This window comes from Streptomyces glaucescens (assembly GCF_002154375.1).
Taxonomy (GTDB): Bacteria; Actinomycetota; Actinomycetes; order Streptomycetales; family Streptomycetaceae; genus Streptomyces; species Streptomyces glaucescens.
Genome location: NZ_MUND01000707.1, coordinates 1 through 13,676, shown reverse-complemented (window position 1 = coordinate 13,676; position 13,676 = coordinate 1). Strand labels below are relative to the sequence as shown.

Here is a 13,676-nt window from a genome sequence, read left to right as displayed (position 1 = left end):
CGCCACGACCGCCCCTGCGGCTCAAGTCGGCACGCCATCCGGAGCGCGCGCCGGCGCCACCTCGTGGTCCCTCGGCGCCGCGTGTCCGTCTCGGGTCACCCCAGGGGATCGTGGCCCCAGTTCATCAGCGAATGCCGCCACCGGGTGTCCCGAACGTCGCCCGAGGGCCGCTGAGCGACATGCCGCCGGATGTAGCCGACGACCTTCCGCATGTGCTGGTAGTCGTCGTCCGAGAGGTCACCCTTGTTCGTCCGCAGGATGTCCAGGATGCGCCGACCGGAGGCATGTCCGGTGGACTCGCCGCCGTCCTTGTGCTGTCCGGCGCTCCGCGACTCTTCCGAAGCCAGCCACTTCTCCAGTTCGGCCGGCGACATGTTCACCAGGCCGCGGAACTCGTCCCAGGCCTCTTTCCGCTCGTCGTCCTGCATGCGGCATCACATCTCCTCTTCCCCACTGCACCGCCGGGGCCCTGCCTTGTTCGTCCAGGGTGGAGGCCGCGCGCCCGTGCCGCAGCCCGGAGCCGGGTGGGCCGGGCTGCGCGCTGTCACGACCGGCACCTCCGCGCTCCTCGTCCGCCGCCACCGGGCCCTGCGTCCCCGCGGTGGTCGCCGCTCGCGTTCCGGCCGCTTCACCGAGGCCGCGGGCGACCGAACCGTCCCCCGTGACTCCGAGCGCGACCTTCGTCCGACCGGATTCGCGCCGGTCGAAGCTGCGGTACGCGTCGAGCGCGTCCTGGGCTCCGACGCTCCTACGCCACCGCGGCCAGTGCCGCGGTGGCCACGGCTATGTCGGCGCGCGCGTGAATGATCAGCCGGGTGGTGCCGGTCTCCGCGTTCGCCTCCAGCAACCGGCGCGCGGGGGCGCTCGATGTCACCACCGACAGCAGTACGCCCAGCGCATTGCATGCCCGGTGGACGCGGAGAACGACACTGAGTCCCGCGGCGCCGGCGGCCGGCTCCTCGAGAACGATCACCACGGGCGCCGGCTGGTAGGCGCGGACGAGGCCCTCGATGTCCAGTACGAGGTCGGCCCGCCCGTCGATCCCCGGATCGTCGTGCACCGTGACGACCAGCACGCCCCGCTCGATCGCATGAGACAGCATTCCGGCCTCCGGTTCACACATCCGACGCATCCCGCCGACACTCCGACTACCCAGCGGCGCCACGGCCACGCGCCGCCCCGCCGGAAGGGCCGCGGTCACTGAGGCGGAGCGCCCAGGGGACTCGCGGCCAGGGCCTGTGCGGTGTCGTACAGGTTGGCGGCCATGGCGCGGCCGGTCCTGTGGGCCCACTCGTGACCGCGTTGATCGTCGAGGTAGTCGGGGCCAGGGCCGGGGCCGAGGTGCCAGTAGGTCCACGACTGGCCGGGGATGGTGTAACCGATGTCGCACAGGGCGCCGTTGATCTCGCTGATCACGTGGTGCGCACCGTCCTCGTTACCGGTGACGACGACTCCCGCGACACGGTTGTAGGCGACGGGGCGGCCGTCGTCGTCTGTCTCGGAGAGCATCGCGTCCATGCGCTCCAGGACACGCTGGGCCACGGAGGACGGACGGCCGAGCCAGGTCGGGGAGGCGATGACGAGGATGTGCGCGCGCAGCAACTTGGCGTGGACGGCGGGCCAGTCGTCGCCGGCTGCGACGGCTTCGCTCACGACACCGGGGTGGATGTCGAGATCGACGGCTCGGAGGTACTCCACGTCGACGCCGCCGCTCTCCGCGAGCCGATCCCCGACCACCTGGGCCAGAGCGGCGGTGTTGGACGGTTCGGGGGACTTCTTGAGCGTGCAGTTGATGACCAGTGCTTTCATGACACAGCCGTACCCCGCTGCCGGCGGACGCCGCCGCCGCGCACCCGCCCGGGTGAAGGTCGCCACGCGCGTGAGGAGGCCGGCGTGGCGCCGGCGAAGGCCTCGGTTCCGCTGAGGGCTCCCGCAGCGCAGGGACGCAGCGTCGCGCAGCCGGCCCACAGCACGCCCGGCCGCTCTCCCGGGCAGCGGGAACGGCTGGAGGCGGCGTCCGACGGTGCGTCGCCCGCCCCCGCCGGCCGATCAGCCGCTCCCACGGCTCAGCGCATCCGTCCCCGGGGTCTCAGCGGCGCCGCCGGCAGTTCGGGGGCCGGCAGCGGATCCCCGTCGTACCCCTTCACCTCCCCGAACCGCGTCCCTTCCATCCAGTCCCGCCGCGCGTGTTCGATCTCCTCCTGCGAGCGTCCGATCCAGTTCCAGAACATGATCAGTTCCTCTTCGAACGGCTCGCCGCCGAGCAGCATCAGGGCGGCGTCCGAGCCGGCGCGCAGGGGGAGCTCGGTGCGGCCGCAGCCGAGGTAGAGCAGGGAGCCGGGGAGGACGGGGACACCGTCGACGTGGGCCTCGCCGGACATGGCGAGGACGGCATACTCGAAGTCCGGTTCCAGGGGGAGGCGTACGTCCGCGCCGTGGGTGAGGGCGAGGTCGGCGCCGACGATGGGCGTGTACGCGGTGCCGGGCGAGGTAGCGCCGTCGAGGTCGCCGAGGATGAGGGTGGCCGTCAGGCCCGGTGCCGTGACGAGCGGCAGGTCGGCGTGGTGCTCGAAGTGCGGGTCGGTGTGCCGGTGGGCGTCCGGGAGGGCGACCCAGAGCTGAGCTCCGTGCAGGAAGCGGGCGTGCGGGCGGGGGCTCTCCTCGGAGTGGCTGATCGCCCGGCCGGAGGTCATCAGGCCGAGTTCGCGCGGGCGGATCGTCTGGAGGCTGCCGGTGGAGTCGCGGTGCAGGACCTCACCCTCGTGGAGCCAGCTGACGGTCTGCAGGCCCATGTGCGGGTGCGGGGGCACCTGCATGCCGGGCTCGTCGGCGATGTCGTCGGGGCCGTAGTGATCGACGAAGCACCAGGCGCCGACCATCCGGCGGCCCAGGTTGGGGAGCAGCCGGCGCACCTCGGTGGCTTCACCGAGCCGGACGTGGCGCGGGCTGAGGAGTTCGCGTACGGGTTCCGCCACCACGAAGCCGCGGCCGCCGCACACGCTCGGCACCGCCTGACGGTCGAGATTGCTCATGCCGCTCAACCTAGGGCATGTCGTTCGGATCATCCCGGCATCGCGAGGTCGGGTGGGTCCAGAGGTGCCCAACCTCGTGGCCAGGCTGATCCAGACGACGTGCCCTGGCCCGCCGGGGGCTTCGCCGGCAGGCCGACGCCCCGGCCCGGACCGGGTAGTGGAATGTTCAACCATGCGCCGCTGTTGCAGCGTCCGAAGGAGGTCACCAGTGGAGACCACGTACTACGACCACGGGACGCCGGCGGAGCGCTGGGAGCGCGCGCGGATGTTCTTCGACGCCAAGGACTACGCCACCGCGGCGCGCGTCCTGGACGGGCTGGTCGAGGAGGAGCCGGCGCAGACCGGTCCGCGTCTGCTGCTGGCCCGCGCCTACTACCACTCGGCCCAGCTGCGCCGCGCCGAGGCCGAGCTGCGGGTCATCGTCGAGCGCGACCCGGTGGAGCACTACGCCCGGCTGCTGCTGGGCCGCACCCTCCAGCGTCAGGGGCGGGAGGAGGAGGCTCGACAGCATCTGCGGGTCGCCTCCGCCCTGGCCGGTGACTTCGAGCAGCTCTGAACCGTCGGGAAGCGGCGACGTACGGGCCCGGCTCCCCCCTGTGGAGCCGGGCCCGTGGTCCGTGCCGCGTGCGGCGGAGCCGCTACTTCGCGGCGTACGTCCGCCGTCCCCGCCGGTGGGCGATCTCCCCAAGAACGACGTCCACGGCCAGGAACACGGCCAGCGGGATGCCCAGCAGCGGCACGAAGTACCCCACGACCGCGACCGCGGCCAGCAGCGGGACCAGGATCTGCGGGGGCACCTCGGCCCAGGCACCGCGCGGGATCGGGCGGCCGAAGGCGGAGCCCCGGCCGCGCTGCCACCACATGCGGTAGCCCCACAGGACGAGAAGGATCAGGGACCCGGCGAGCAGCATCAGCGCGATCTGGTTGACCAGGCCGAACAGGACGCCGGAGTGCAGGTCGATCCCCCAGCGGGTCAGTTTGGCGAGGACCGGATAGTCGGCGAACCGCAGCACGTCCAGGACCTCGCCGGTGGCCGGGTCGACCGCCACCGAGTCCTGCTTCTCGGGCCAGCTGCGCTGCACCTGCTTGACGACGTACGCGGAGGAGGCGTCGGCGGGCGGCTGGATCTCGACGGGGTCGGTCAGCCCCTCGGCGCGCGCCGCGGCCAGCACCTTGTCCAGGCCGACGCCGGGCGCGGCCCGCCGGTCGCCGGAGGGCGCCGCGCCGCCGTGCTCGGCGTGGTCGCCGGCCGCCGTCGCCGCGACCGCCGGGGTGGCGCCGCCGAGCGAGGTGCGCAGTTCGTCGATGTTCGCCCCGGCGTACGCGGACCAGGTCAGGCCGGTCGCCGAGAGGAACAGGAAGCCGGCCGCGGCCCAGGCCCCGACGGTGCCGTGCAGGCCGAGGGTGCGGCGCCGGCCGGTGGTGCCGCGCAGCCGGCGCAGGGCGCGGCGGCGGGAGAACCAGAGCACCAGGCCGCCGGAGGCGATCACCCACAGCCAGCTGGCGGCGAGTTCGCTGTAGAGGCGGCCGGTCTCGCCGAGGTGCAGATCGCGGTGCAGCTCGTCGATCCAGGTGCGCAGCGGCAGCGCGCCGGTGGCGCCGTACTGTTCGAGGGCGCCTTCCACCTTGGCGGTGTACGGGTCGACGAAGACGGCGAGGGTGTGGTCCGCGTCGACGCCGGGGACACCGGACAGCAGCACCCTGGTGGTGGCGTCGGCCGTCGGCGAGGGCCGCACGGCCGTGACGGTGCCCTCGGGGTGGGCCTGGCGGGCGGCGGCGACCTGCTCGGAGACCGGCAGCTTGGTGTCGCCGACGGAGACGGTCAGCTCGTCGGCGTAGACGATCTTCTCGGCCTGGAAGGACGCGGCGTACAGCAGGCCGGTGACCGCGGCGACGAGCAGGAACGGGGCGACGAGCACGCCGGCGTAGAAGTGCAGGCGCAGGATCAGCGGGCGCAGCGGCGCCCAGCCGCGGGACGGCGCGGGCGGGGTCGGCGCGGCCGGCTGGGTGGCCTCGTCCGGTTGGGGCGAGGGAGCGGTGGTCATCGGTGGGTTTCTCCGGGGACGAGTGGTGTTTCGGCCGTGGTGGTCCAGTAGTCGGACCGTGAGTGCCTTGAGTTCCCGGCGATTTGAGTGACCTGCGTCACAGGCGCGCGTGGGCGTGGCATGCTGGCGGAATGTCTACTCCCAGCCAGCGCGCGCCCCTTGCCGAGCAGGTCGAGGAACTCCTCGCCACCGACGGGCCGTTGTCCATCGTCGCGGCGGGTGACCCGGTGCTGCGGCGGCCGGCGGAGCCGTTCGACGGGCAGCTGGAACCGGCGCTGCTGGCCCGGTTCGTGCAGGCCCTGCGCCGGACGATGCACGCGGCGCCGGGGGTCGGGCTCGCCGCGCCGCAGGTTGGGGTGGCGCTGCGGATCGCGGTCGTGGAGGACCCGGCGCCGGTACCGGAGGAGGTGCGGCGGGCGCGCGGGCGGGTGCCGCTGCCGTTCCGGGTGCTGGTGAACCCGGCGTACGAGCCCGTCGGGGCGGAGCGGGCCGCGTTCTTCGAGGGCTGTCTGAGCGTGCCGGGCTGGCAGGCGGTGGTGGCGCGGCCGGCCCGGGTGCGGCTGACGGGCGCGGACGAGTGCGGCCGTGCCCTGGACGAGGTGGTCTCCGGGTGGCCCGCGCGGATCGTGCAGCACGAGACCGACCACCTCGACGGCGTGCTCTACCTCGACCGCGCCGAGTCGCGCTCGCTGTCGTCGAACCAGGCGATGGCGGAGCGCTGGTCCCAGCCCACGCCGCACGAGGCGGCGCGGGCCCTGGGGTTCGGCCTGCCGGAGTGACCGGGGCGGTCACTCGTCCGCACGTCAGCTGTCCCGGTACGCCTCCAGCAGCCGCAGCCACACCTCGCTGACCGTCGGGTACGAGGGAACCGCGTGCCACAGCCGCCCCACCGGGACCTGGCCGGCGACCGCGATCGTGGCCGAGTGGATCAGCTCACCGACGCCGGGGCCGACGAAGGTGACCCCGCGCAGGATCTCGTCCTCCAGGTCGACGACCATGCGGGCCCGGCCCCGGTAGCCGTCGGCGTACAGTCCGGCCCCGGCTACCGAGGAGAACTCGACGTCGACCGCACGGACGCGGTGGCCGGCCTGTTCGGCCTCGGCGAGGGAGAGGCCGACGGCCGCCGCCTCGGGGTCGGTGAAGACGACCTGGGGGACGGCGGCGTGGTCGGCGGTGGCGGTGTGCGCGCCCCAGGGGCCGGCTTCCAGGCTCGTCCCGCCGGAGGCCCGGGCGGCGATCGCGGCGCCCGCGATCCTGGCCTGGTACTTGCCCTGATGGGTGAGGAGCGCGCGCTGGTTGACGTCGCCGACCGCGTAGAGCCAGTCCGTGCCGGTGACCCGCAGGCTGTCGTCGACCGGCAGCCAGTCGCCGGGTTCGAGGCCGACGGTGTCGAGGCCGATGTCGTCGGTGCGCGGGGCGCGGCCGGTGGCGAAGAGGATCTCGTCCGCCTCGATCCGTTCGCCGCCGTCGGTGACGGCCACCACGGTGCCGTTCTCGCGGCTGACGGACTCCACGGAGGTGCCGGTGCGGATCTCGGCGCCGGCCTCGGTGAGGGCCTCGGCGACGAGTTCCCCGGCGAACGGCTCCATCCGGGAGAGCAGGCCCTTCCCGCGGACCAGCATGGTCACCCGGGAGCCGAGCGCCTGCCAGGCGGTGGCCATCTCGGTGGCCACCACACCGCCGCCCACCACGATCAGCCGGCCGGGCACCGCCTTGGCACTCGTGGCCTCCCGGCTGGTCCAGGGCCGGACGTCGGCGAGTCCGGGCAGGCCGGGCAGCTGGGCGCGGGTGCCGGTGCAGACGGCGACGGCGTACCGGGCGGTCAGGGTGCGGTGGGTCCCGTCGGACCCGGTGACGGTCACCGTGCGGGGTCCGGCGAGGCGGCCGTGCCCCCGGTACAGGTCGGCGCCGATGCCGTCCAGCCAGCCCGCCTGCCCGTCGTCCTGCCAGTGCGAGGTGTAGTAGTCCCGGTGGGCGAGCACCGCGGGCGCGTCGAGGGGGCCCTGCACCAGGTGGCGCAGACCGGGGACGCGGCGGGCGTCCGCGCGGGCGATCACCGGCCGCAGCAGGGCCTTGCTGGGCATGCACGCCCAGTAGGAGCATTCGCCGCCGACCAGCTCGTTCTCCACGACCGCGGTGGTGAGGCCGGCCGCGCGGGTGCGGTCGGCGACGTTCTCCCCCACGGGCCCGGCCCCGAGGACCACGACGTCGTACGCGATGGAATCCGTTTCCGTCATGGGGTCAGTCTGGTGGGTGGTGTGCGGGGTGGCCACAGGGGTACGCGCGCGGATGCGTGACCGTGCGCGCGGGGACGCCTGCCGGTGCGCGCACGGAATAGCCGCCGGCCGGGCAGTGTTGTCCGGACGGCTCGCCCCGCAGCGGGGTACCGCCCCACACCAGGAAGAGGGATAGGCCATGAGCAGCACCGTGGAGCTGACCAAGGAGAACTTCGACCAGACGGTCACGGACAACGATTTCGTCCTGATCGACTTCTGGGCGGCCTGGTGCGGTCCGTGCCGGCAGTTCGCGCCGGTCTACGAGAAGGCGGCGCAGGAGAACCCGGACCTGGTGTTCGGCAAGGTGGACACCGAGGCGCAGCCGGAGCTCGCGGCGGCCTTCGGCATCCAGTCGATTCCCACGCTGATGATCGTCCGCGACCGGGTGGCGGTGTTCGCGCAGCCGGGAGCGCTGCCGGAGGCGGCCCTCGCGGATGTCATCGGGCAGGCCCGCAAGCTCGACATGGACGAGGTCCACAAGGCGGTCGCCGCACAGCAGGCGCAGGAGCAGGCACAGGCCGGGCAGACACCGGCGCAGGCCGAGCAGAACGGCCAGTGACTCCCCTCTCCCTCGATCTCCCTCTGCACATCGGTGACGTGACGCACGGTCAGCTGGAGTCGCGGTGCACCACCGCGGCTCCCAGCACCTCGCGGCGCTCCAGTGCCGCGCCAGGCTCGCGGACCGCCCGGTCGACGAGTTCGGCGAGGTCGCGACCCGACGGCAGCTCGATGTGCACGGTGCTCAGCCGGGGCCGCAGCAGCCGCCCCACCATGAGGTCGTCGGCGCCGATCAGGGCCGTGTCGCCGGGGACGGCCACGCCCTCGTCCTGGAGCGCGCGCAGGAGCAGCGCGGCGTACTCGTCGTTGTAGGCGAACACCCCGTCCAGACCGAGGTCCCGCCAGCGCGCGGCGAGCCCGGCCGCGGCCTCCTCCTCGTAGGCGAGCGGCAGCTCGGTGACGGTGGCGCCGGTGCCGCGCAGGGACTGGCGTACGCCGTCCAGGCGGGGCCGGGAGAAGACCTCCAGGCCGGGCTCCCCGGGCACCACGACGCCGATCCGGCGCCGGCCACGGGCGTACAGATGGGCACCCGCGGCACGGCCGACCGCCGCGTGGTCCATGAGCAGCGCGTGCGCGCCCTGCACCGCCTCCGGCCCCAGGGTGACCACGGCACGCGCGCCGGAGCGCTTGAGCAGGGCCACTCCCTGCGGGCCGAGGTCGAATCCGGGCACCAGCACGGCCACCGGACGCAGCTCGGCCCAGGCACGGGCGGCGTCGTCACCGGTCAGGCCGAGGCTGCCGTACTGCACGACCGTGTAGTCGAGGCGGCCGAGGGCCTGCTGGAGCTCGTTGATGAACCGGCTGTAGAGCGGTCCGACCGGGATGGCCGGGGCGGGCATCAGGACCATCCGGCTGTGCCCGGCGCGCAGACTGCGCGCCGCCGCGTGCGGTACGTATCCGAGTTCCTTCGCGGCCTCGTGGACGCGGCGCCGGGTGGGCTCGCTGATCCGTACGGCGCTGGTGTTGTTCAGGACGTAGGAGACGGTCGCCCGGGAGACGCCTGCCAGACGGGCCACATCGGCACTCGTGGGCGCGGAGCAGCGCTGCACGGGCGCGGGCGTTTTCGGTATCTGCACCATGACGTACGGCATCTTGGCAGAAGCCCGGAGGCGGAGGGCCGGGCACCCCCGGGCGCACGCGCGGCGCCGTCGACCGTCCCTCGGTCACCTCGCGCGCCCCTGTGGACGTCAGTGATCTCCGGTCGCGGCCGGTTCCGTGCCCGTGACCCGGGTGACCAGGTCGGTCCAGCCCGCCTCCAGGCGTTCCAGGGGCATCCCGCACTGCCGGGTGAGGTGCTGGACGGCGACCGGGTCGAGATAGCCCATCAGCGTCAGGGCGAGCAGTTCGCAGTCCGCCTCGGGGACCACCTGCCGCAGCAGCATCATGACGTGGCCGCGCAGCAGCCGCCGGGGCGGTGCGGTGAAGCGGCGGTCCGGTGTGGGCTCGGCCGCGATCTGGAGTTCCAGCGACTCGGTCGCGTGGCGCAGCGTCGCATGCCCGAAGGCGTTCAGCCGGTCCACCGGCGGGGCACCGGGGCCGAGCGGCGGGGGGCCGCTGAGGAACGAGGCCTGGAACTTGCGCTCGGAGTGGTCGAGCAGCGCGGTGAGCAGGCCGACTCGGTCACCGAAGCGCCGGAAGACCGTCCCCTTGCCCACCTGGGCCGCCGCTGCCACGGCCTCCATCGTGACGCCGGCCGCGCCGTGCTCGGCGATCAGCCGGGCGGCGGCCTCCAGCAGCCGGGCCCGGTTGCGCGCGGCGTCGGCGCGCAGGCAGGGGTCCTGCCCGCGGACACCGAGCTCCAGCAACTCGGGCTTCTGGGGCGGCGGGAAGGGTGGCAGGGAGGCGGACATGAAGACAGCGTAAAGCATCGGGAATGAAACTGGACCGCGGTCCGGTTACCTGCTACAACATTAAGCGGACCCCGGTCCGGATCGGACCCCGGCCGCCAACCGCCGTTTTTCTCAGTCATCGGGAGTACCCATGTCCGTTCGCATCCTCGCGCTCGTCGGCAGCCTCCGCGCCGGTTCGCACAACCGCCAGCTCGCCGAGGCCGCCGTGAAGCACGCTCCCGAGGGCGCCGACATCCAGCTGTTCGAGGGCCTGGCCGAGATCCCGTTCTACAACGAGGACATCGACGTCGAGGGCTCGGTCCCGGCCGCCGCCCTCCGGCTGCGCGAGGCCGTGGCCGCCGCCGACGCGCTGCTGCTCTTCACCCCCGAGTACAACGGCACCATGCCGGCCGTGCTCAAGAACGCCATCGACTGGCTGTCCCGCCCGTACGGCGCCGGCGCCATCGTCGGCAAGGCGGTCGCCGTGGTCGGCACCGCGTTCGGCCAGTACGGCGGCGTCTGGGCGCACGACGACACCCGCAAGTCCGTCGGCGTCGCGGGCGCCAAGGTGCTGGAGGACGTCAAGCTGTCCATCCCGGGCTCGCTCGAGCGTTTCGCCGAGACCCACCCGGCCGACGACACCGAGGTCGCCGCGCAGCTGACCGAGGTCGTCGCGCGGCTGCACGGCGAGGCCGCCGCGGCCTGACCGCCGCGCAACCCCACCGAGGAGGGGCCGGAGCCGACGCTCCGGCCCCTCGCCGCCGTTCCGGCCCTCGCCGCCGCCCGCCGGAAGGCGACCGGTCCGGGCTCCGGCGTCAGGCGCCCGCCCCGGACTCCGCGGCGGGTCGCGCGGCGAACGCCGCCACCCACTCCGCGGTCGCCTTCAGGCCGCCGAACGTGTAGAAGTGCACCTTCAGATCGCCGTGGACGGCGGGGTCGTACCCGGCGGTCAGGGCCCGCAGGAACCGGTCGGGGCCGGCCGTGGCCATCAGGTTGGTGAGGGAGAACCCGTACTTGCGGGCGATGGAGGCGCTGGTGCCGACGCCGAAGCGAGTGGCGTACGACATCAGCCGTCGCACCCCGGCCGGCCCGGGCACGCCGATCCGGATCGGCAGGTCGATTCCGCGCCCGCGGGTCTCGGCCACCCAGGAGAGCACCGGATCGGCGTCGAATCCGAACTGGGTGGTCACATGCCCGCCCAGCCGCCGTCGCGCGAGCGCCGCGGTCTTGTCGGCGAGGGCGGCCCACAGCACGGGTCCGGCGATCGCGGGGTGACCCTCCGGGTAGCCGCTGACGCCGACGTGGCGGACGCCGTACCGCTCCAGCAGTCCGGTCCGGATGACGGCGAGCGCGTCCTCGTACGGGCCTTGCGGCCGGGCCGGGTCTCCCCCGACCACGAACACGTGCTCCCCGGTGCCGTCGGCGCGCAGCCCCTCCAGGAACTCCTCCAGCTCGGCCCGGGAGGCCAGGCGGCGGGCCGAGAGGTGCGGGACCGGCACGAAACCCAGCCGCTTCACGGCCCGCGCGGCGGCCAGGCGCATCCGCAGATCCTCGTTGCCGAGGAAGGTGACGTTGATGCGGGTGCCCGGCGGGATGAGGTGGTGCGCCTCCTCCAGGTGCGGCACGTCCTTGCCGGTCATCTCCAGGGAGAAGTCCTCCAGCGGCGCGGTGCGCACGGCACAGGGCGCGGTGAGGCCGGGGTTCATCGGGCTCCTTCGGCGTCGGGTACGACGGCTCGCCGGGCCGGGCGCCGCCTTGTGGGCGGCGCTCCGCCGGTACCGCGGACAGCGTACGCGGGCCACGCCACGACCCCCGTCGCGGGAGATGCGCCGGAACACGCCACGTCCCGCGCTACTCTGCGCCCGTCCGACGATTCATCCGCTTTGTTCCGTTTCGGTTCCTTCGGTCCGGGAGGTTGCATGCCCTCGCGTCTCAACCCGTATCTCAGCTTCGACGGCGATGCCCGGCAGGCCATGGAGTTCTACAAGGAAGTGTTCGGCGGCACGCTCACGCTCAGCACCTTCGGCGAGTTCGGCCGGCCGGACGCCGCGGAAGCCGACAAGATCATGCACGGCATGCTGGAGACCCCGGCCGGCTTCACCCTGATGGGCGCCGACACCCCGCCCGGCATGGAATACACCCCAGGCAGCGCCTTCGCGGTGAGCCTGAGCGGGGACGACGCCGACGAGCTGCGCGGCTACTGGGAGAAGCTGTCCGCCGACGCCTCCGTCTCCGTGCCGCTGGAGAAGCAGATGTGGGGCGATGTGTTCGGCATGTGCACGGACCGCTTCGGCGTCCCCTGGATGGTCGACATCACCGAGGCACCGGCGAACGGCTGACGCGGATCTTCGACTGTCCGTGGGGCCGCCGCTCCCAGTCCTCCATGAACCGGCCGTGCAGACCATGACGGCGGGCCACGGCCAGCAAGGTGTCGGTGCGGTAGTAGAAGTCCTCGCGCAGCACCTGGTGTTCGGTGCCCTCGGTGCGGTCGAAGGTGAAGTCGAAGAAGCCGTCCGGCTTCAGCACCCGGCCGACGTGGGCCAGACACTCCTCGATGACCTCCAGCGGGGAGTGGGAGAAGACGCTGTGCGCGTGCACGACGTCGAAGTGCTCGTCGGGCAGGAAGTCCAGGGTCAGGTCGCCGGTGATGGTCAGGTGCGGCAGCTTGCCCTGGAGCCCCCGCTCGGCGAGCGTCCTCTTCGCCGCGATGAGGATGTCGGGCGAGATGTCGATGCCGTAGTAGTTGCCCGCGTCCAGATAGTCGATGAAGCGCCAGCCGCCGCGCAGGTTGCCGCAGCCGATGTCGAGCATGCGGTGCCCGGGCCGCAGGCCGTGCTCCAGCAGGTAGTCGAACTGCATCGCACCCAGCGCCAGCCACCGGTCGTGGCTGCGGCTGCCGACCGCGGCCTCCGGGTCGCGGCGGGTGTCGGACGCCATGACCGCCCGGTAGTAGCCGACGTGGTCCGGGTGCTTCAGGCGCAGCCAGGCGTCCCGCCCGGCCCGGCGCAGGTACGGCGCCACGCGGGCCGGGTGGCGCAGGGCGTAGCCCACCTTGTGGGGCAGCGCGGCGCGGTTGCTGCGCAGCTTGCTCGAAGAGGTGGCGTCCTGTGCCATGGCGGTCTGCCCTCCGTCCGACGGGTTCCACACCATTCTGGGATCAATCGGTCACAGGCCGCCATCGCTCACCCGCGGGGAGGGACGGACGGCCCCCCGCTACGCCCAGGCCGTCACCGGCACGAAGGAGCTGTCCTGGCGGAACAGATCGGTGCCGTCGGAGGGGTCGACGCGGAGCTGGTGGCCGTAGTGGCGCAGATAGTGGCCCGGGTAGTTGTACGACTCGAAGCGGACCGAGCCGGACGTGGTGCCGGTACGGGCGATGAAGGTGGCGTCGCGGGCGAAGGCGGCCGTGCCGTCGTTCGGGTCGAGCCGGGCACGGAAGCCGTAATGGCGCACGTGGTTGCCCGCGGAGTCGCGGAACGAGCAGGCGCCGCGGTCGGCCAGGCCGGGGACGACGGTGAAGGTGGCCGCCTGCTTGTCGGCGGCGGTGCTGGAGCCGGTCACGACAGGCAGGTCGAGCAGGCCGGACCGCCGTTGCCAGTGGCGGGTGGGGTAGTTCGCCGAGCGCAGGGAGCGGGTCACGTCCTTCGCGAGTGTCACTCCGCCCGGCACCGTCTCCTTGACCACGGTGAAGTGGCGGGCGGTGCCCGAGATGCCGGGCAGTCGCCTGGGGGCGGTCCAGGTGGCGAAGGTGTCGTGGCTGTCGCTGTAGTAGTAGCCGCCGTCGCCGTAGCCGTCGAGGAAGATCCGCCAGCCGTCGTTGTCGAGCTGGACGAGTGCGGGGCCCTCGCGGTAGCCGCCCCAGCCCGCCCAGTCTCCGGTGCGGCGGATGGTGTAGGGGCCGGCGAGGCGGGAGGCGGTGGCGTACTCGATGTACTT

The 13,676-nt window shown here is 73.2% G+C and carries 16 protein-coding genes; 5 read left to right on the top strand and 11 right to left on the bottom strand.

Going from position 1 to position 13,676, the window contains the following annotated elements:
• Positions 1-95: 95 nt before the first annotated feature.
• The 4 genes from CCN42_RS35605 to CCN42_RS35590 all read right to left on the bottom strand — a co-directional run bounded on the left by CCN42_RS35605 (position 96) and on the right by CCN42_RS35590 (position 3,032).
• Positions 96-428: a DUF3140 domain-containing protein gene (locus tag CCN42_RS35605; RefSeq protein WP_086741493.1), complete on the bottom strand. Its 333-nt coding sequence runs from the start codon at positions 426-428 to the stop codon at positions 96-98.
• Positions 429-748: 320 nt separating this feature from the next.
• Entirely contained in the window at positions 749-1,102 is a 354-nt protein-coding gene (locus CCN42_RS35600) for a hypothetical protein (protein ID WP_086741492.1), read from the bottom strand.
• A gap of 95 nt (positions 1,103-1,197) precedes the next feature.
• Complete coding sequence (locus CCN42_RS35595) at positions 1,198-1,809, bottom strand: flavodoxin family protein (RefSeq protein WP_086741491.1); 612 nt, start codon at positions 1,807-1,809, stop codon at positions 1,198-1,200.
• Between the two features lie 257 nt (positions 1,810-2,066).
• A complete protein-coding gene (locus tag CCN42_RS35590; protein ID WP_086741490.1) occupies positions 2,067-3,032 on the bottom strand; it encodes a pirin family protein in 966 nt (321 codons plus the stop codon).
• A gap of 208 nt (positions 3,033-3,240) precedes the next feature.
• On the opposite strand from CCN42_RS35590, the gene CCN42_RS35585 reads away from it, so the two are divergent.
• Positions 3,241-3,588 carry a tetratricopeptide repeat protein gene (locus CCN42_RS35585; protein ID WP_086741489.1) on the top strand — a complete coding sequence of 116 codons (348 nt, stop codon included), beginning with the start codon at positions 3,241-3,243 and terminating at the stop codon, positions 3,586-3,588.
• An 82-nt stretch (positions 3,589-3,670) separates the two neighbouring features.
• Here the strand turns inward: CCN42_RS35585 and CCN42_RS35580 are convergent, their stop codons facing one another.
• On the bottom strand, positions 3,671-5,077 hold the full coding sequence (locus CCN42_RS35580) for a PepSY-associated TM helix domain-containing protein (protein WP_086741488.1): 1,407 nt from the start codon (positions 5,075-5,077) through the stop codon (positions 3,671-3,673).
• A 131-nt stretch (positions 5,078-5,208) separates the two neighbouring features.
• Between CCN42_RS35580 and CCN42_RS35575 the strand changes: the two genes are divergently transcribed.
• Positions 5,209-5,856, top strand: coding sequence for a peptide deformylase (locus CCN42_RS35575; protein ID WP_086741487.1), 648 nt, complete (start codon positions 5,209-5,211; stop codon positions 5,854-5,856).
• 24 nt (positions 5,857-5,880) lie between these two features.
• Here CCN42_RS35575 and CCN42_RS35570 read toward each other — a convergent pair whose 3' ends face one another.
• Complete coding sequence (locus CCN42_RS35570) at positions 5,881-7,314, bottom strand: dihydrolipoyl dehydrogenase family protein (protein ID WP_086741486.1); 1,434 nt, start codon at positions 7,312-7,314, stop codon at positions 5,881-5,883.
• A 178-nt stretch (positions 7,315-7,492) separates the two neighbouring features.
• On the opposite strand from CCN42_RS35570, the gene trxA reads away from it, so the two are divergent.
• Positions 7,493-7,912: a thioredoxin gene (gene trxA / locus CCN42_RS35565; RefSeq protein ID WP_086741485.1), complete on the top strand. Its 420-nt coding sequence runs from the start codon at positions 7,493-7,495 to the stop codon at positions 7,910-7,912.
• A 49-nt stretch (positions 7,913-7,961) separates the two neighbouring features.
• Here the strand turns inward: trxA and CCN42_RS35560 are convergent, their stop codons facing one another.
• Both CCN42_RS35560 and CCN42_RS35555 read right to left on the bottom strand, forming a co-directional pair.
• Positions 7,962-8,990 carry a LacI family DNA-binding transcriptional regulator gene (locus CCN42_RS35560; RefSeq protein ID WP_086741497.1) on the bottom strand — a complete coding sequence of 343 codons (1,029 nt, stop codon included), beginning with the start codon at positions 8,988-8,990 and terminating at the stop codon, positions 7,962-7,964.
• Between the two features lie 108 nt (positions 8,991-9,098).
• Positions 9,099-9,779, bottom strand: a complete 681-nt coding sequence (locus tag CCN42_RS35555) for a TetR/AcrR family transcriptional regulator (RefSeq protein ID WP_086741484.1) — start codon at positions 9,777-9,779, stop codon at positions 9,099-9,101.
• 112 nt (positions 9,780-9,891) lie between these two features.
• Here CCN42_RS35555 and CCN42_RS35550 point away from each other — a divergent pair, with 112 nt between their 5' ends.
• Positions 9,892-10,446, top strand: a complete 555-nt coding sequence (locus CCN42_RS35550) for an NAD(P)H-dependent oxidoreductase (RefSeq protein ID WP_086741483.1) — start codon at positions 9,892-9,894, stop codon at positions 10,444-10,446.
• 109 nt (positions 10,447-10,555) lie between these two features.
• On the opposite strand, the gene CCN42_RS35545 is transcribed toward CCN42_RS35550, so the two are convergent.
• Positions 10,556-11,446, bottom strand: coding sequence for a methylenetetrahydrofolate reductase (locus tag CCN42_RS35545; protein ID WP_211294863.1), 891 nt, complete (start codon positions 11,444-11,446; stop codon positions 10,556-10,558).
• Between the two features lie 213 nt (positions 11,447-11,659).
• On the opposite strand from CCN42_RS35545, the gene CCN42_RS35540 reads away from it, so the two are divergent.
• Positions 11,660-12,079, top strand: a complete 420-nt coding sequence (locus tag CCN42_RS35540) for a VOC family protein (RefSeq protein ID WP_086741482.1) — start codon at positions 11,660-11,662, stop codon at positions 12,077-12,079.
• Here CCN42_RS35540 and CCN42_RS35535 read toward each other — a convergent pair.
• The gene (locus tag CCN42_RS35535) at positions 12,054-12,854 is read right to left on the bottom strand and encodes a class I SAM-dependent methyltransferase (protein ID WP_086741495.1); all 801 of its coding nucleotides are present in this window, start codon (positions 12,852-12,854) and stop codon (positions 12,054-12,056) included. The two genes, CCN42_RS35540 and CCN42_RS35535, sit on opposite strands and share 26 nt — an antisense overlap.
• Positions 12,855-12,953: 99 nt before the next feature.
• Positions 12,954-13,676: AbfB domain-containing protein (locus tag CCN42_RS35530; protein WP_211294862.1), on the bottom strand; the 723-nt coding region annotated here is incomplete at its 5' end.